Raw genomic sequence first — 18,161 nt, 5'->3', positions numbered from 1 at the left:
TAGCTTACACCATCCGCTCCAGCATTTCCTCGGCGCGGTCTTTGTGTTCACCGCCACCATCCTGGGCGACCTCTTTGAGGATATCCTTGGCGCCCTCTTCGTCACCCATATCCATATAAGCTTGAGCCAGCTCCAACTTGGTTGCCATCTCATCGCCGCCTTCCAGCAAACTCAACTCTGAATTGAGATCGCTTTCCAGGTTGAAGTCGAGGTCACCAAAGTCAGAATCTGACGGCTTTTCGACAATCGCCTCAACCTGCTCTATCGCTTCAGGCTTAGCTTCAACCAGGGGTTCTGGCTCAAGAGTCAAATCACCCTCAGTGGATTCATCGATGAGAGCCAGCTCATCCTCCAGGGAGAACTCCTCTTCGATTGCATCCGCATTGAAGTCCAGGTCGCTAGCCCCGGCCAGCTCCATACCTGCCGCATCGAGAGTATCCAGGTCAGCATCGAGGGATAAATCTGCTGCCGGCTCACTGCTGGCCGCGGCTACCTCTGCCGAGGGCTGCTCAGTTGCGTTGAGATCCGCAGCAATATCATCCAGGTCGATACCGTCGAGATCCAGATCGGAATCCAAGTCGCCGCCGATCATCTCCAGATCGCCATCAGAGAAGTCATCCATAGATAACTCTTCTGCAGACTCCCGGGCAGAGGCGACTCCTTCTGTCAGGGAGATTTCCTCGCTCAAACCGCTGTCAACGGAATCCAGCTCCAGAGCATCATCCAATTCAAAGGCCGTATCCAGCTCAACCGAGGTCTCTTCTTCTGTCTGGGGCTGAATCTCTTCCTCCATCATGGAAAGATCCAGCTCAAAATCCAGGCCCGGAACGGAACCACCGCTGGTAGTTGCCTTTTCTTCCAGCTGGGCCTCAACTGAGGCCTCAGAGTTTTCTTCTGCCGCCGGCTCCAGGTCGAGGGAATCCAGATCCAACTCAGAGGTATCGAATTCTATTGGAGCATCGACACTCTCTTCTGTGTTATCAGAAAGCTCAAGCCCCAAATCGTCTTCAATCAAAGCGGGCTCTTGATTACTTGAGCCCAGATCACCCAGGTCCAACTCACCCAAATCAAGTTCATCAAGATTTAAGTCGTTTTCAACTTCTGGTTCCGATACTTCAGCAGTAACTTCCTGGCTGTCTCCGTCGAGAGCACTGTCCAGGTCCAAATCATCCAGATTAAACTCGGTATCCAGCGACTCGCTTTGATCTGCGCTCGCCTGCAACGGCTCTTCAATGCTGCTATCCAACTCCAGGTCCAGGGACAGCTCTTGCTCAGAACCAGAGCTCTCCTGATCCAATGACAGATCCATAGTCAGGTCATCGAGGAGAGAGGTATCGGGCTCCAGCGCGTCACCGCTACCAACCAGTCCCGGCTCGGCGCTGGTGAAGTCATCGTCCAGGGCCGCGCCGATATCGTCGAGCTGCGCCGCTTCGAAGGACTCATTGGAAAGACCCATAGCCGGGGCTTCAAAATCCGGCGCACCAGCAATGGATTCACGCAGGCGGGCGGCGCGATCGGCAGCAGGACCGTCGCTGATGCTAAGCAGCTGGCGGTAGTGATCGTCAAACTTTTCAACGTCCTGGTTGTGGGCGTAAACTTCCATCAACATCAGGCGCGCATCGACTACCTGCGGGTCCTTTTCCAGGCCCAGCAGCAGCTTGCTTTCCGCTTCCTCATACTGCCCCAGGGACAGGTGAATCTCCGCTTCAGAAATTGGGTCATCAGTGCCTACATCGCCGAGATCGCCGAGATCGAAGGTATCGTCTGCCTCCATGCTCTCAACTGCAGCGAGAGTTTCATCGGGTTCGGCAATATTCTCAGGAATATCCAGCGGCTCTTGTTCCATAGCCATCTGCTGTTCAAGTTCCTGCTGCGCCTCTTGTTCAGCCTTGCGGCGACGCCAGGTGAACAGGCCAAATATAGCGGCCAGCAGACCCGCACCACCCAGGCCAATCAGCATTCCGTTATCGGCCAGCTGCTCCATAAAGGTTGGCTTGGGCTTGGTTTGAACTTCAACTACACGGTTACGCGTCTCTGCTGGAGCCGGTTCTGCTTCAACAGTTTCTTCTTCCGTATCAGCAGCAACATCAAACTCTTCGCTGTCTTCAACAGTCAGGCTGTCATCTAAAGACTCTACTTCAACGTCATCCGCCTCAGTGGGGTCGAGCAACACGTCTGACTGCTCCGCGGCGGCCTGCACCGCAGCCAGTTCCTCATTGGAAACATCAATCAGCGTATCCATGGTATCGATCTGCTCGTCGAGCTCGGCGATACGTTCACGCAATTCAGTGTTTTCGAGCTTGGACTTATCCAGCTCTTCCTCAGCTACTGTGAGATCGCCTTCCAGCGCCTCACTGTCATCAGTGCCGACTCCAGAACCGGAAGTAACGGACTCATTGTCCCCCGGTGCAGCCAGGCTAACGCGCCCTTCAACCGTTTCGCTGACATAGGACTCCTCCTCAACCGCACGGGCATCCAGCGGTGCGCCAGTAGCCACTTCCACTTCGGAGCGCTGGCGCCAGGAGTCATTCTGTTGAGCCACCTCAGAAATCGCCTCCGTCATAGTCAGAGTGCGCAAATCCTCGGTGTTGGGCAGGCGCAGTACGGCACCTTTCTTCAACAGGTTGATATTGTCATTAATAAAGGCTTCTGGGTTCAGCCTTTGAATCGCCAGCATGGTCTGCTGAACAGAGAACTCGCGACTGGCGCGATTTTGCAGCGCGATTTCCCACAACGTATCGGAGGAACTTACCGGGCCATATACCTGGCTATTGCTTTCACTGGTGTCTGTAGTCGTATAACGTGGCTGCGGACGAGAGGGCTCGCGAGTTTCTGGGGCAGCCCTTTCAGTTGGGGCTGGTTCGGCCGGTGCCTGACGAGCAGCCGGGGCCGGTGTTGTGCGAGGCTGGGGCTGTTGAACTGGGGCAGTGCGACGCACTTGCTGCCGCTCACGCTCAGCTGCGCGCACGGGTTGCTGCGCAGCCGTTGGGGAAAACGCCGGCAGGTCCATCAGCAGCGTATATTCGCGCAGTAGACGGCCACTGGGCCAGCGAGTCTCAACCAGGAAATTCAAAAAAGGTTCGCGAATGGCGTCGCGACTGGAAATGCGAATAACCGGCTTGCCACCGGAGTAGTCCACTTCAAAACTTAAAGATGTAAGGAGGTAAGAGCGCTCGACACCAGCGCGTTCGAATTCTTCAGGACCTGCGAGGCGAACCCTAATTTCGGTATCTTCCAAACCGCGAGTCTGCAGCAGTCCGATTTCCGCATCGAGAGGCTGGTTAAGGGTCGAGTTGAGCTTGATCTCACCTAGTCCAAGCGCCAGAGCCGCGTTGCTTCCCAGTGCACCGACTAGACCAACTGCAAGTGCCAACTTACGCACACGCATATCCGATTCCCTTTATTGTTAGAACCTTCCCAGGGTTTCCGAAAAGCGCGCCTTCAGAATATCCCCATTACTGAACGGTAATCGTTCAACTAATTAGCCGCCGTTTAGGCAGCCGCCAACTATGGCGAATTTTTCGCCAGTCTCAGCCAGGCCAAAGTTAAGATTACACCTTCACTATGGCCGCTAAGTATTAAATATCAGTAGTTTTTTAGCAACAAGTGGGCAATTTGTGCACAGTTTATTGCTACATCTTTACGCAGGTTGTCAGACACCGCACAAAGATTTAACTGTCGCTTGTTGAGTAGACTTTGGCGCAAGCGGCCGATGATTGTCACGTCACTGCCCACCGCACTTTCTGCCGAGGGCTGCTCCGCCATTTTGAGGCCAGCGCCATTTGCCAGCAGCGCACGCACTTTTTCCAGATCGACATCTTCAGTTAAAGCGACGCCCAAATTAGCTAGCTGACCGTGGAAAACAGAGACCGTATTGATGCTGGCATCGACTGCTACCGCGTCTCCAAATAAGCGGCGCAGGTCGTGAACCAAAGTCAGCTCACTGAGGGTGTGGCCACTGGCGAGCAGAGCCTCGCAGGCACTGAGCTGGTTAAACGCCAATCGGTGGCCAATCTCAGGATCAATTTCTGCGTCCTGGCCACTAAACATCCGCGCGGTTTGTGCCGCCATAGCATCAATTGCGGCCTTGCCCAGAGCAGACACCGGCTGATTGAGCTGTACCTCTACCGCTTGCAGTTTATCTTTCAGGGGCGCCAGGGCTTCCGCCACCATGGAGGCGCCGGCACTTGGCAGCGCAACAACGCGGCGCTCGGCAGAAGCGAGTTCACCGCTGTTAAACATTGGGTGTACCAGGGCAACACTTTCATCGCCACGGGTGTTGTTGGCCACGTCTACAATCCAGGCGCCATTTTGTTCTGCGGCAGCCATGGCAGCTTCAATGGCATCGCCGGCGCTCAGCAGAATCACGACCTGCTTATCGTTAAATGTAAATTTCTCCAGGGACTCCACCGGAATATTGCGATTGGCAAATACCTGGGGGTCTACTTCCCGTTCGTCAGTCTCCAGCAAACTCAGCTGCTCGGCGGAAATTACTTCACGCTCTTCGAGTACTTCCAGCAGGGGACCAAAGGCAGCGTTATCAACACCGACAATGACCAGTTCGCGGGTGGCTTCGGACATGGCAAATCACTTCATTGAATTGGAAAGGGAAAATGAGGGGCGATTATACCCGTGGGGAAAATTCGAAAAAGGCGCTATGACAAACAGTAGCCGTTTTTTACGCGAAGAAGTTCACAGCTTGGCAAAAAGTCCTCCACTAAAGTGGCCTATTTCCACTCTTAGTAGAGGACTTACTCAGGTCCGTACCAGTTACAGTTTGCCGAGTAAAATCAGCAGGATTCTACGCAGGGGCTCTGCGGCGCCCCATAGCAGCTGATCCCCTACAGTAAAGGCGTTTAAGTACTCTGGACCAACGCTCAATTTACGCAGTCGACCGACAGGAATATCCAACTTTCCGGTAACTGCTGTTGGCGTCAGGTTCTGCACCGTAGCCTCACGCTCGTTGGGCACTACATTCACCCAGTCGTTGGCACCATTTAACAATTGTTTAATGTCGGCAAGTGGCAAATCTTTTTTCAATTTTATGGTGAAAGCCTGGCTGTGACAGCGCATGGCACCGATACGTACGCAAGTACCGTCCACAGGAATCGGGGTTTCGGTCTGTAAAATCTTGTTTGCTTCAACTTGCGCCTTCCACTCTTCGCGGCTCTGGCCATTCTCCAATTGAGTATCGATCCAGGGCAACAAACTGCCCGCCAGTGGCGCGCCAAATTCTGCAGTGGGGAATTCTGCTGAGCGCATATCTGCTGCTACTTTGCGATCAATCTCCAGAATGGCGCTGGCGGGGTCGGCCAGCTCTGTTGCCACACCATCGCGCAGCGCACCCATCTGCGCAATCAACTCGCGCATATTGCGCGCACCGGCACCGCTGGCGGCCTGGTAAGTCATGGCGGTAACCCACTCGACCATGCCCGCCTTAAACAGTCCACCCAGAGCCATCAACATCAGGCTCACGGTGCAGTTGCCACCGATAAAGTTTTTCTGTCCGGCATCAATCGCGCGATCAATCACATCGCGATTAACCGGGTCCAGCACAATCACAGCATCGTCCTGCATTCGCAGGCTGGAAGCCGCATCAATCCAGTAACCCTGCCAACCGGCCTCGCGCAAACGGGTAAAAACTTCCTTGGTGTAATCGCCACCCTGACAGCTGACAATCGCATCCAGCTGGATCAGTGCATCAATATCGTAAGCATCGCCCAGTGGCGGCAGGGGCCTGCCGATGTCCGGCGCCGTGCCTCCGGCGTTGGAAGTTGAGAAAAAAACCGGTTCGGCGATATGGGCAAAGTCGTCCTCTGCTCGCATGCGCTCCAGTAATACCGAGCCGACCATGCCGCGCCAGCCGATAAAACCTATTTTTTGCATTGCGGTGTCCTGTATGTGAGGTGGTCAAAGTGCGCCGCCGGGAAAGCGGCGCGATAGTGGAATCGAAACTTAAAGTGCGGCTACAACGGCAGCACCCATCTCTGCGGTAGAGACTTTCTGGCAGCCGTCGGTATAAATATCGGCAGTGCGCAACCCCTGCTCCAACACCTTGCTCACTGCTGTTTCAATCGCATCTGCGGCCTCGTTCATATCGAGGGAATAACGCAACATCATGGCAGCAGACAAAATAGTCGCCAGCGGGTTGGCGATACCCTGGCCAGCAATATCCGGAGCGGAGCCATGGCACGGCTCGTAAAGACCAAAACCGCTTTCGTTCAAGGAGGCGGAGGGCAACATACCAATGGAACCGGTAAGCATGGCGGCAGCATCGGAGAGGATATCGCCGAACATATTGCCGGTTACCATCACATCAAACTGCTTGGGCGCCCGCACCAACTGCATCGCCGCGTTGTCCACGTACATATGGGACAGCTCTACATCGGGGTATTCCGGAGCCAGACGATCCAACACCTCGCGCCAGAGCACTGTTACTTCCAGTACATTGGCTTTGTCTACAGAACAGAGTTTGCCATTGCGCTTTTGTGCCGCCTCAAAGGCAGAGCGGGCAATGCGTTCAATTTCTGATTCGCTGTACACGTAGGTGTTAAAGCCTTGGCGCTCACCATTTTCCAGTGTCTTGATACCGCGCGGCTCACCAAAGTAAATGCCGCCGGTCAATTCGCGCACAATCAGAATATCCAAGCCGGCGACCACTTCAGGCTTTAGCGAAGAGGCATCGGCCAGTTGCGGGTAGAGAATTGCCGGGCGCAGATTCGCGTAGAGGCCCAGGCCGCTGCGAATTTTTAACAGGCCTTTTTCCGGGCGAATTTCCCGCTCCAGGGTATCCCACTGGGGGCCACCTACCGCACCGAGCAGCACCGCATCGCAGTCACCCGCCGCCTTCAGAGTTTCGTCGGTCAGAGGCTCACCGTGGGCATCGATAGACGAGCCACCAATCAGGCCCTGCTCAAAACTGAGCCCCAGATTGAATTTTCCCGATGCAACTTCCAGCACCGCCATGGCTTGTTCAACAATTTCCGGACCAATGCCGTCACCCGGCAGAATCATTACTTTTTTCGTCACAGGAATTTCCTTTAATTACTGAACCGCATCAAAAAGCCAGGGGGCTTTCTCTCGGCGCGCCTGCTCATAAGCGCGAATATCGTCGGCGTGCTCCAGGGTCAGACCGATATGATCGAGACCATTTAGCAAACAGTGCTTGTAGAAGGCATCCACTTCAAATGGAATCAGCTCGCCACAGGGCTTGCGCACATGCTGCTGTTCCAGGTCGATGGTGAGCGCATAGCCCTCCTGCCCGTGTGTTTCCTCAAACAACTGATGCACGACATCTTCCGCCAGGACAATCGGCAAAAGACCATTTTTAAAACAGTTATTGAAAAAGATATCGGCAAAGCTGGGCGCGATAATTGCGCGGAAGCCGTGATCTTCCAATGCCCAGGGCGCATGCTCACGGCTGGAACCGCAGCCAAAATTCTCCCGTGCAATCAGCACTGAACCACCCTGGTAACGGGGGAAATTAAGGGGAAAGTCCGGATTGAGCGGACGGCCGGAACAGTCCTGCCCGGGAACCCCCTCATCCAGATAGCGCAACTCATCAAACAGGTTCGGGCCAAAGCCAGAGCGCTTAATGGATTTCAAAAACTGCTTGGGGATGATCAGGTCGGTATCCACATTGGCCCGATCCATCGGTACCACGAGACCTTCGTGCTGGGTAAACGCTTTCATCAGACCATCTCCTCTTCCAGCTGTACCGGTGCCATCTCCCGCACATCGACAAAGTGGCCGGCAATTGCAGCCGCTGCCGCCATACTGGGACTCACCAGATGCGTGCGACCACCGTAACCCTGGCGCCCTTCAAAGTTGCGGTTGGAGGTGGAAGCACAGTGCTCTCCCGCCCCCAGCTTGTCCGCATTCATCGCCAGACACATGGAGCAGGACGGTTCGCGCCACTCAAAACCGGCTTCAACAAAAATCTCGTGCAACCCCTCGCGCTCAGCCTGGGCTTTTACCGCCTGGGAGCCCGGAACAATCAGCACCTGCTTGACGCTATCCGCCTTGTAACGACCCTTGGCAACTTCTGCTGCTGCGCGAAGATCTTCAATCCGGGAGTTGGTGCAGGAGCCGATAAATACGCGATCCAGTTTGATATCGCTGATATTCTGCCCGGCGTTCAACCCCATATATTCCAGCGCTCGCTCCATGCCCGTACGCTTGGTGGCATCGCTCTCGTCACTGGGGGTAGGCACCTGGGCGCTGATCGGCGCCACCATCTCAGGGGAAGTGCCCCAGCTGACCTGCGGCTCAATATCCTCACCGACCAATACCACGACTTCGTCGAATACCGCATCGTCATCGGAGTGCAAGTGGCTCCAGGCCTCAACTGCCCGATCCCACATTTCGTCTTTCGGCGCGTAGGGCTTGCCTTTCACGTAATCGAGAGTGATCTGGTCTACCGCCACCATCCCCGCGCGAGCACCGCCTTCAATGGCCATATTGCACACGGTCATACGGCCTTCCATGGACATATTGCGCATCACTTCGCCACCGAATTCAATCGCGTAACCGGTACCGCCAGCAGTGCCAATTTTGCCAATGATCGCCAGCACCACATCTTTTGCAGTGACACCTGGGCGCAGCTGGCCGTCGACGCGAACCAGCATATTCTTCATTTTCTTCTGGGTAAGGCACTGGGTAGCCATCACATGCTCCACCTCAGAAGTGCCAATACCGTGGGCCAAGGCGCCGAGCGCCCCGTGGGTGGAGGTATGTGAGTCGCCACAAACCACCGTCATACCCGGCAGTGTCGCACCTGTTTCCGGGCCGATCACATGCACAATACCCTGTCCCGGCTCATTGATGCCGAACTGGACTACATCAAAGTCACGGCAGTTTTCATCCAGGGTCTGTACCTGGATTCGGGAGATATCATCGCGAATACCACTGACGCCAGCGGCGCGCTCGGCTGCCTCGGAAGGCACATTGTGGTCGGGAGTGGCGACTAGCGAATCCTTGCGCCAAGGTTTGCGACCGGCCAGACGCAGGCCTTCAAACGCCTGGGGGGAGGTCACCTCGTGAATCAGGTGGCGGTCGATATAGATAAGTGAGGAGCCATCATCACAGTTCTTGATCAGGTGGTCCTGCCAGAGTTTGTCGTAGAGTGTTTGCCCTGCCACAGCCATTCCTCTCAGTAGTTAAGAGCCTGAGTCTACCCAGACCCACCAAATAACACCAATTTATATTTATTATCTAAAGTATTCCTAAATGGAATTCGAAAGCCAAACTGAGGTAATATCCATCTTCTGGCGTCTCTGCCATTTACACAGGGGCTCAATCGGAACCTTTACTGACAAACCAGCTCAGGGGAAACAGCTTGGAACTACAGTGGCTGCGGGCATTTCTGGCGATCGCCGAACAGGGCTCTGTATCTGAAGGCGCTGAAAAACTGCACTTGACCCAGCCCGCGATGAGTAAGCGCCTGGCCGCCCTGGAACAGCAACTGGGCTCTCCGCTGTTCGATCGTATTGGACGGCGATTGCAGCTCACCGATGCCGGTCGCGCCCTGCTGCCCCGCGCCCGCCATATACTTAATGAAATCAGCGACACCGAGCGGGAATTGCGCGCTTTGAGCAACTCGGTCAGCGGCAGCTTGCGTATCGCCACCAGCCACCACGTGGGTCTACATCATCTACCCCCAGTGCTGAAAGAGTTCAGCTTTCGCTATCCACAGGTTGCATTAGACATCGATTTTGTCGACTCGGAACAAGCTTACGAAGCCCTGATGGCCGCCAAATATGAATTGGCCGTGGTCACCCTGGCACTTAAGGAGTATCCGCACCTGAATGCCGAAGTGATCTGGCCCGACCCCTGTGTTGTGGTGGCGGCCCCGGATCACCCCCTGGCAAAGCTGCCGGAACTGGAACTCACCGACCTCGCCAACTATCCCGCCATACTGCCGGATATGAATACCTATACCGGGCGCCTGATCAAAAGAGAGTTTGATGCCCAGGGGTTAAAACTCACCGCGAAGCTGGCAACCAACTATCTGGAAACCATTAAGATGATGGCCTGTGTCGGTCTCGGCTGGAGTGTTCTGCCCCACACATTGGTGGACAGCAGCTTGGCAGTGCTGCCAGTCAAAAAGCTGCAAGTACTGCGAAACCTTGGCGTGATCAGTCACCGAGGCCGAACACTGAGTAATCCCGCCAGCGCGCTACAACAGATGTTGTTCGAAGCAGCTATTTAAGAGAGGCAGGAAAAAAGCGACCAATTTACTAACAGGCAATACCCAAACGCACCATTTTTACCAGTGCAAAACGTTAAAGATTTGTAAAAATGTGCAACTTAGCCACGGCACGGGAAAAATTTATCTGTAAACTCCGCGACAAATTCATCACGGAGTGAAGTCAATGAAGAAATCCGCACTTGCCTTGAGTACCCTCCTCGCCTGCGGCACCGCAAGCGCAGATACTATCCTCGGCCTTGATGCTACTGCCGGCGCATGGCTGCCAGGCTATAGCGGTAATATCGGTACCGACGAATACAAGCTGGATAACCTGTCCCTCTCGGAAGATAACATTACCTTCCTGCAGGTTGCCCTGGAGCACCCCATTCCCCTGGTGCCCAATGTGCTTCTGGCCCACAGCAATATCGATTCCGACGGTGACGATATCCTGGCCACCTCCGTTACTTTTGATGATGAAACCTTCACTGCCAATTCGGAAATCCGCACAGATCTGAACCTCACCCATACCGACGCTACCCTTTACTACGAAATTTTGGACAACTGGGTAAACCTGGATGTCGGTTTGACCGCGCGTATGTATGACGGTGAATTTACCGCAGTGAGCGATACCCAGGCAGAGACTGTCGACCTCACTGGCTACCTGCCAATGGCCTACGGCATGGCGCGCTTTGACCTGCCATTTACCGGCTGGTCTGTAATTGCCCAAGGCAATGCAACAGCCTACCGTGGCGATACCCATACCGACCTGACAGCTAAAGTGCGCTGGGATTTTGTACCGGCTGTCGACTTTGCTATCGAAGCTGGTTACCGCGTAATGACTCTCGACCTGGAAGAGCTCGACGACTTGCAGAGCGATATTGAAATCAAAGGACCATACATCGGTTTCAACCTGCACCTGTAAGCAATCCACCTAGGATTGCTGTTCGCGCTCCCCAAAAACTTTTGCAGCAGTAACGCCTGCGAGGTATAGCTACCTCGCACAATCTGCACTAAGGTGGCCCAGAAGGGGAGCGCAACTCACAGGCAGGGCCATGAATCCATTACTCGAAAAACTCGGAATTTCCCATCCTATTTTTGCAGCACCCATGGCCGGGGTATCCACACCCGCTCTCGCCGCCGCTGTATCCAATGCAGGAGGACTCGGCTCACTTGGACTCGGCGCCTGCTCAGTAGAAAAAGCCGCAGATGAAATTCGTTGTACTCACGACCAGACCGAGCACCCCTTTAATGTAAACCTCTTTTGCCACCAGCCCCCGACAAAAGATCCCCAACGGGAACAAGCCTGGCTTTCCCATCTCGCCCCACATTTTGCCGCCTTCGATGCACCGGTTCCCAAGCTGATCAATGAACCCTACTCAACATTTATCAGCAATAAGGCCATGCTGGAAGTTTTGCTCGAGCAAAAGCCACCGGTTGTCAGCTTCCACTTTGGCCTACCGTCAGAAGAGTTTATCGCCTCACTAAAAGGTGCAGGGATTATCTTGATGGCCACGGCAACCTCTCCTCAAGAAGCCAAACTGGCTGAGGATGCTGGTATCGATGTTTTAATTGCCCAAGGTATTGAAGCTGGTGGGCATAGGGGGGTCTTCCACCCAGAGAGCGACCAGGAAATTGGAACTCTGGCCTTGGTGCGATTGCTGTGTTGCCACAGCAGCTTACCAATCGTTGCTGCGGGTGGCATTATGGATGGCGCTGGCATTCGCGCTGCACTATCTCTCGGAGCCAGCGCCGTGCAAATGGGAACCGCATTTGTCCTCTGTCCGGAATCTGCGGCCTCCGACAGCTACCGCAGCGCCTTGCAAAGTGAGCGCGCACAGCACACAGAGATCACCGCCAATATTTCCGGGCGCCCCGCTCGCGGTATCAGTAACCAATTCTATAAAGCACTAGATAAGGGCGCTCCCCCTCTGCCGGATTACCCGATCGCTTACTCCGCGGGCAAAGCCCTGGCTCAAGCAGCTGCAAAAGCGGGCAATGACGAATATGCCGTTCAATGGGCCGGACAAGGAGCCCCTCTCGCACGAGCCCTGCCCGCAGCCGGATTGGTGACAGCTTTAGTAGCAGAGCTGGAAGCGAGTAAATGAAGGGAGCTATTGGCCACTACCATTTATAGAGCTGCACAATTAAAGAGATACAATCTCCGAACACCACCCTTCATCGTCACGCTCAACGCAAACTAGTTGGCTGGCTGTATCACTCGCGCTGACAATCTCACCTTCGGGACCCCAAGCTGCACTACAGCCGGCTGTGGAATAACCACCTGTCGGCTGATTAAAGTTCGCAATAGCCACCAATAAATTGTGCTCCAAAGCATAATTTGCCAACTGTTGACTATCCTCCGGGTATCCCGTCGGAGTAATCAATACCCCCGCCACATAAACTGAAGCCCCCTGCTTTTCATAGGCGGCAACATGACCTGGGTTACACACATCTGCACAAATAGCCAGAGCTACGGTCTCACCTTCGATGTTCAGTGATAGATATTCAACTCCGGGAACAAACCACTTTTCTTCTCCAGGGTGCAAATGTATTTTCAAATAAACAGAAATCTCACCCTGAGGAGAAAATACGAGCGAACCGATCGCAATACCATTCTTCTGACGAATAGGCGCACCCACAACTAGCCAAACACCACTGTCAGCTGCCACCTCCGCTAGAGGGCTTAACTGTGGATCGTCGATCTTAAGCGCTAATTGTTCAGCCAGATCCGGCTCATAACCAGTTAAAGAAAGTTCAGGAAATACCACAATAGAGGCCTTTCTCCTTACTGCGACTTTTACAGCATGGATATGTGACTCAATATTGCGTTCTATATTTCCTTTCACTGACGGCAACTGTGCCAATGCCAGTTTAAACCTGCCCATCACCCCCCCTTCAGATCACCACTTAAATACAACATGAACCGAATAAATTACTGTATATGTTACACCACAAGTAATAAGCATCGATTCTTGATTGTGTTAATTTTTAAGTTTCTTCCAGCTATAGAATCCCTATCCTTAAATAAACAACCTAAATTTTCTTCAGGTATCTATTTAAAAAAAATAGTTGACTGAAAAAATAAAAACCAGCCAAGATAAAGATTTAGACTCTAATCTTAGAGAGTTTGCATTAAGAGCAGCGGAGACAAGAATCAATCCACAGCAGCTAGCAGTGACAATTGGGAAACGGCAGGTTACTGAGTCAGCGCTCTTTTCCAGCAAGCGTTGCATCAACCATCTCCCCGCATGATCCAAGATAGTTATGAGGGTCAAGAAGTTGATCTAACTCCGCATCAGAGAGAGCCCCCGACACCTGTTTATCTTCCTTTAACAAGTCAGAAAAAGGACGACCCGTCTCCATTGCCTGGCAGCAAATCTGGTAAACCAAATCGTGGGCATTCTCACGCCCCAGTTTCGGTCCCAGTCCCATCATTACAGCCTCAGAGAGCACTAAACCTCCTGTCATTTCCAAGTTTCGCATCATTTTTTCTGGAAATACCTGAAGTCCTTCTAGCGCAAAACGTGCCTGGGATAATATCGATGCGGTAAGGCAGAATATTTCCGGCAGAACAATCCACTCTATCTCCCACGGGCCCGTAGCCCGCTCATGGTCTTCAACCATCGCTTCCAGCAAAGAGGCAACCTGCTGTCTAACCACTGGGACAGTACCGCTGATAAGAACTGCTGATAGAGGGTTGTGCTTTTGGGGCATTGTACTAGACGCTCCCCGGCCAGATATAAGAGGCTCCGCCACCTCCCCGACTTCTGTCTGTGCCATTAGTTTTATATCGAAGGCTATTTTTCCCAAGGTGCCAGTAATCAGCCCCAATAGACAAGCCACTTCGGTAACGCGATCTCTCATCGTATGCCAGGCGATACAAGGGACTCCGAGATCGAGTTCCTGCATAATTCCTCTTTGAACTTCTAGCCCCTGATGCCCCAGGGAAGAAAGATTACCCGCCGCACCACCAAATTCCCCTACAAACGCCCGAGACTTTATCTCTTTTAAGCGCGTTTGATGGCGATGAATACCAGCCAACCAAACAGCCGCCTTGTAGCCGAACGTTATAGGTACCGCCTGTTGAAGATTACTGCGCCCAACCATAGGCGTATCCCTGAAACGCTTGGCCAGGCTCGCTAAAGCATCTGCTATCCCATTGACCTCCGTCTCAACAATTTCAAGCGCCGCCCTAATCTGTAAGACGGTTGCCGTATCCGTAATATCTTGAGTAGTAGCCCCCCAATGACACCACTGACCTAAATCTCGACTACACAGTGCCACTAGCTGCTCTACAACACCCAGCACCGGATAACCAATCAGCTCCGTTTGCTCCTTGAGCTTTACAAAATCTATCTGCTTGGCGTCACAGTGTTGAGTAATGTCCTCTGCAGCCTCTGCAGGGATTATTTTTAACCGGGCCTGTACTTTGGCCAGCGCCGCTTCAACATCGAGATAGCGCTGAACACGCTGTTCATCCGAGAAAATCTTCCGCATTGCTGAAGTACTAAAAATATCGCAAAAAACGACAGAATCAATCGCGGTTGCTCTCATATCAAATCACGCTTAACAAGATGCCTAGACGCCAACAGGATCAAAACCACAACAACATCAGATTAGCTAAGGAAGAGATATTCTAAAAAATTAACCTAAGAATCGAGGCGCCAAGAATATGGGGAACTAGAGGCGCCGCTAATCAAGCACATCAATCCAACCTAAGAGAATTGAATACAACAAGCTAAAACATACTCCTGATTACATTACCCCCTATCTAAACAGCATCCTAAAGCGAATTTAATCCATTAAATTCAACCCCAAAAAATAAGTTTTATTTGACATATATCAACTCTAAAAACATAAGTACTGCTAACCTGAGCCGGCATGAAAAGTATAAATAAAATGTGAATTATGAATATTCCACCTCAAAGAAAAGACCTTGACGCTCCTCCTCCAGCTTTGCATACTCAACTAAGCAACAAAACCAAACAATAAAAAACTGCCAGCATGCCCACCCAAAATAAGCTGCAGAATACAAAAAACTACCAAATGGACTTCCTGGTAACGACTAATTTTATATATTTAAAATGCTAGCCTTATCAAAACAGCAATTAAACTTAAATAATTAAAGCCGCAAATACCTAAAATTTCACCAGCCATGTAGTAAACACCAATACACACACCACTGCATAGCATACTTTATCCCTAAAAATTGAAGGAGCAGTTCGGGATGAACTTACCACTATCAACTGAAACCATCTATAACAAACAAGCTCGCAGCTGGAACCGCTCTGAGAAAATCCTACTCAGTGATTTCACCGCTCGCCCCAAAGTTTTGGAAGCAATCGGAGATATCTCCGGGAAAAACATATTGGATATGGGCTGCGGTGAAGGCTATGTATCCAGGATGCTACTTGATAAGGGAGCAGGTTCAATCTTTGGTGTTGACTCTTCCTCAGAGATGATTTCCCAGGCAAAGAAAACGGCTTCTGCTGGAAACTTGACGAAAGCAGAATATGCAGTTGGAAATGCCGTTACATTTACAGAATTCCCTAGAGATAAATTTGACCATGCTATCGCTGTATTTCTTTTCAACTATCTAACCATAGAAGAAATGACAAAAGTGATAAGCAAGGTCAAGAATCTACTAAATAAAGGGGGTACCTTTATTTTTACAGTGCCTCACCCTTGCCTTCCGTTCATGAGGGAAGAAGTTCCTCCATTCTACTTTCAACACGGCAACATGACTTATTTAGATGGTATAGATCAAACATTTGAAGGAAAAATATGGCGCAGAGACGGCAAGCCAGTTTCAGTACGATGCGTGCATAAAAATTTTTCACACTATTTTGAAGCTCTGGCTCAAGCTGGTTTTAAATCCCTGCCAACCGTTCAAGAACTCTCAGTGACTCAAGAGCACCTCGACCTAGATCCAGATTTTTTCTCACCACTAGCCGGCTATCCACTACACGTATTATTTAAGGTGCAAGTAAATGACTAACTTAGCCCCAAGTGAAGTAGTTCAAGCTCAAGCCTGGACTGCTAATGATATGACCGCAACTTCCAACTGGAAGTTTCTGTGGCCTTCAAACTGGAAATCTGAAGTCGAGGCTTTGGAGAGCTGGGCCAAACAACAAAACAACCCGATTGATAATCTGATCCAAGAATCAGTTGCCACACCTGAGTTCGACCAGCTTGCCAACCAGATAAAACATGAAATAGAACATGGTAGTGGTGTGGCATGGATACAGGGCGAGGAATCATTAAGCAAGCCAACGCTTAACCTACTATTTCTAAAGCTTAGCCTGGCAATGGGCAATACTATAGATACTTATGGCCGGCTTTATGGGATTCTCGACACAGGAAAAGACTACACTAGCGAAGCTATTCCTGTATCTCAGACAAATGCACCCACTGGCGTTCATACTGATAGCTCACAACGTACCGTACAACCAACGATACTTGGATTATGCTGCCTTACTCCGGCAGTTGAGGGTGGAAAATCGAAAATCGTCTCTGCGGCTCAAGTTCATGAAAACTTACGAAAAACTGCCCCACAAAAACTAGAGATCCTGTACAACAACTATATTAGGGATTTAGTTACTCCAGGCAGTGACAAAAACATAAAAAGCATACTTGAGAACTGTTTTCCTATTTTCGAATATTCAAACGAAAAGCTCAGTATTCGTTATATGCGGTACTGGATTGAGAAAGGCCATCAACGCGTGAACCAGCCTTTATCAAAAGAAGTACTTAAGGCTCTGGATATACTAGATAAGGAATTAAACAGTGCGGAGAATACATTAAGCTTCTACATGAACTCTGGAGATATGGTCTTCGTTGACAACACCAAAGTCCTACATGATCGGGATGGATTTATTGATACTCCGGATCAGAAGCGGGTTTATACCAGGGTATGGATTGATTAGGCTCCATCTAATCAACCCATAAACCATATACTCTTTAGCAGAACGCCATCACTTTGTGAGCTAATAATTTGCGAAATGCTGATTGGTAGCCTAAGAAAAACTGGAGAAGTACTTTAAACACTTCTCCAGCTTTAACGGGTGAAAGATTTCCCCGCAAAAATTTCAATTAACTTCCAATTAAACCTAACGATACCGGATACCTACTATAGGCAGGCTAGTCATTTTATTAACATCTCAAACACCGGACTTATGAAGTTGGAGGATTTTTTGGGCAAAACTAGGCCAGCTTTTCAAAGCTTCTTGTTTTAACTTACATGGCTTCCCTTGCCTGATTTTTACCCCTGCATGCAGCACTTGCTGATATGGAGCTACAAGGTATCACAAACGCTGTATTTGAACGTGCTGAATTTTACCGCCATATACAACCACATCTTCCAAGCCGGAATACTCTACTTTTTCTCCAGCATGTGTTTCACCTGTAAAGTTAAAATTGAAATGAACTATCCCGGGTTTGGTTTCTGTAACACTGCATACTTCCCACTCAAGCTTTGAAAACATACCATGATGAAGCCTCTGCATAGACATAATGTCATTCACACCTAAGAATAGATCTCCTTTTCCTGACCTGAATGTGGAGCTTTCACAAAATAGCTTTGTGATTTCATCAAAGTTACTTTCGTTTGAGAGTTTGAAATAATACTCTGCCACTTCCAAAGAACTCATCATCTTTTATTCCTCTCGATTACACATATCTGAGTTGTAGCATAGACCTACTCATAAGCGCAACGCTTTACTCAGGCCATCACCATGGTAAAGCTGCTTTGGTCTACAGCACAAAGCGAGCAGAACATAGGATTCAGCAATTTGTTATGCTTTACTCCAAATAATTGAAAAAACAACCCACATGAATATAGGAGTATTGATTCCTAGTGATAAAACACCAAAATGTTGAAAACATTTAAGCTTGGGCTTCCATCTGCTTTTGTAAATTTTACTAAATCGAAACGGTTCGTCAATTTCCTTACTTGAAATAAACATCGAAGTTA

Annotated in this window: 14 protein-coding genes; 5 read left to right on the top strand and 9 right to left on the bottom strand. The window is 50.9% G+C overall.

The window, feature by feature from the left end:
* Window positions 1–4: 4 nt before the first annotated feature.
* From ACJJIQ_RS03255 to leuC, 6 genes are all read right to left on the bottom strand, one after another.
* Window positions 5–3,388 (bottom strand): motility hub landmark protein FimV, encoded by a 3,384-nt coding sequence (locus ACJJIQ_RS03255; protein WP_445363687.1) that lies wholly within the window; start codon window positions 3,386–3,388, stop codon window positions 5–7.
* Between the two features lie 197 nt (window positions 3,389–3,585).
* Window positions 3,586–4,581 carry an Asd/ArgC dimerization domain-containing protein gene (locus ACJJIQ_RS03250; RefSeq protein ID WP_445363686.1) on the bottom strand — a complete coding sequence of 332 codons (996 nt, stop codon included), beginning with the start codon at window positions 4,579–4,581 and terminating at the stop codon, window positions 3,586–3,588.
* A 189-nt stretch (window positions 4,582–4,770) separates the two neighbouring features.
* Window positions 4,771–5,886 carry an aspartate-semialdehyde dehydrogenase gene (gene asd, locus ACJJIQ_RS03245; protein ID WP_445363685.1) on the bottom strand — a complete coding sequence of 372 codons (1,116 nt, stop codon included), beginning with the start codon at window positions 5,884–5,886 and terminating at the stop codon, window positions 4,771–4,773.
* 69 nt (window positions 5,887–5,955) lie between these two features.
* Window positions 5,956–7,014, bottom strand: coding sequence for a 3-isopropylmalate dehydrogenase (gene leuB, locus ACJJIQ_RS03240; protein WP_444928216.1), 1,059 nt, complete (start codon window positions 7,012–7,014; stop codon window positions 5,956–5,958).
* Between the two features lie 30 nt (window positions 7,015–7,044).
* Complete coding sequence (leuD, locus tag ACJJIQ_RS03235) at window positions 7,045–7,692, bottom strand: 3-isopropylmalate dehydratase small subunit (protein ID WP_108732431.1); 648 nt, start codon at window positions 7,690–7,692, stop codon at window positions 7,045–7,047.
* Window positions 7,692–9,140, bottom strand: coding sequence for a 3-isopropylmalate dehydratase large subunit (leuC, locus tag ACJJIQ_RS03230; RefSeq protein WP_444916529.1), 1,449 nt, complete (start codon window positions 9,138–9,140; stop codon window positions 7,692–7,694). Before leuC ends, leuD begins: the two co-directional genes overlap by 1 nt.
* A 197-nt stretch (window positions 9,141–9,337) precedes the next feature.
* Here leuC and ACJJIQ_RS03225 point away from each other — a divergent pair, with 197 nt between their 5' ends.
* The 3 genes from ACJJIQ_RS03225 (at window position 9,338) to ACJJIQ_RS03215 (ending at window position 12,294) form a co-directional block, all read left to right on the top strand.
* Window positions 9,338–10,210, top strand: coding sequence for a LysR family transcriptional regulator (locus ACJJIQ_RS03225; RefSeq protein WP_413664945.1), 873 nt, complete (start codon window positions 9,338–9,340; stop codon window positions 10,208–10,210).
* Between the two features lie 163 nt (window positions 10,211–10,373).
* The gene (locus ACJJIQ_RS03220; protein ID WP_444905933.1) at window positions 10,374–11,111 is read left to right on the top strand and encodes a TIGR04219 family outer membrane beta-barrel protein; all 738 of its coding nucleotides are present in this window, start codon (window positions 10,374–10,376) and stop codon (window positions 11,109–11,111) included.
* 130 nt (window positions 11,112–11,241) lie between these two features.
* Window positions 11,242–12,294 carry an NAD(P)H-dependent flavin oxidoreductase gene (locus ACJJIQ_RS03215; protein WP_445363684.1) on the top strand — a complete coding sequence of 351 codons (1,053 nt, stop codon included), beginning with the start codon at window positions 11,242–11,244 and terminating at the stop codon, window positions 12,292–12,294.
* Between the two features lie 39 nt (window positions 12,295–12,333).
* Here ACJJIQ_RS03215 and ACJJIQ_RS03210 read toward each other — a convergent pair whose 3' ends face one another.
* Complete coding sequence (locus tag ACJJIQ_RS03210) at window positions 12,334–13,074, bottom strand: carbon-nitrogen hydrolase family protein (RefSeq protein WP_444957131.1); 741 nt, start codon at window positions 13,072–13,074, stop codon at window positions 12,334–12,336.
* Between the two features lie 319 nt (window positions 13,075–13,393).
* Entirely contained in the window at window positions 13,394–14,743 is a 1,350-nt protein-coding gene (pcaB, locus tag ACJJIQ_RS03205; RefSeq protein ID WP_445363683.1) for a 3-carboxy-cis,cis-muconate cycloisomerase, read from the bottom strand.
* 673 nt (window positions 14,744–15,416) lie between these two features.
* Between pcaB and ACJJIQ_RS03200 the strand changes: the two genes are divergently transcribed.
* Together ACJJIQ_RS03200 and ACJJIQ_RS03195 are read left to right on the top strand one after the other, a co-directional pair.
* Window positions 15,417–16,187, top strand: coding sequence for a class I SAM-dependent methyltransferase (locus ACJJIQ_RS03200; protein ID WP_445363682.1), 771 nt, complete (start codon window positions 15,417–15,419; stop codon window positions 16,185–16,187).
* On the top strand, window positions 16,180–17,115 hold the full coding sequence (locus tag ACJJIQ_RS03195; RefSeq protein WP_444912506.1) for a TauD/TfdA family dioxygenase: 936 nt from the start codon (window positions 16,180–16,182) through the stop codon (window positions 17,113–17,115). Before ACJJIQ_RS03200 ends, ACJJIQ_RS03195 begins: the two co-directional genes overlap by 8 nt.
* A gap of 378 nt (window positions 17,116–17,493) precedes the next feature.
* On the opposite strand, the gene ACJJIQ_RS03190 is transcribed toward ACJJIQ_RS03195, so the two are convergent.
* Window positions 17,494–17,841: a hypothetical protein gene (locus tag ACJJIQ_RS03190; RefSeq protein WP_444898083.1), complete on the bottom strand. Its 348-nt coding sequence runs from the start codon at window positions 17,839–17,841 to the stop codon at window positions 17,494–17,496.
* Window positions 17,842–18,161: the final 320 nt, after the last annotated feature.

The sequence above is a fragment of the Microbulbifer maximicatervae (SeqCode) genome (assembly GCF_052468295.1).
This window is presented reverse-complemented; position numbering and strand designations above follow the sequence as displayed.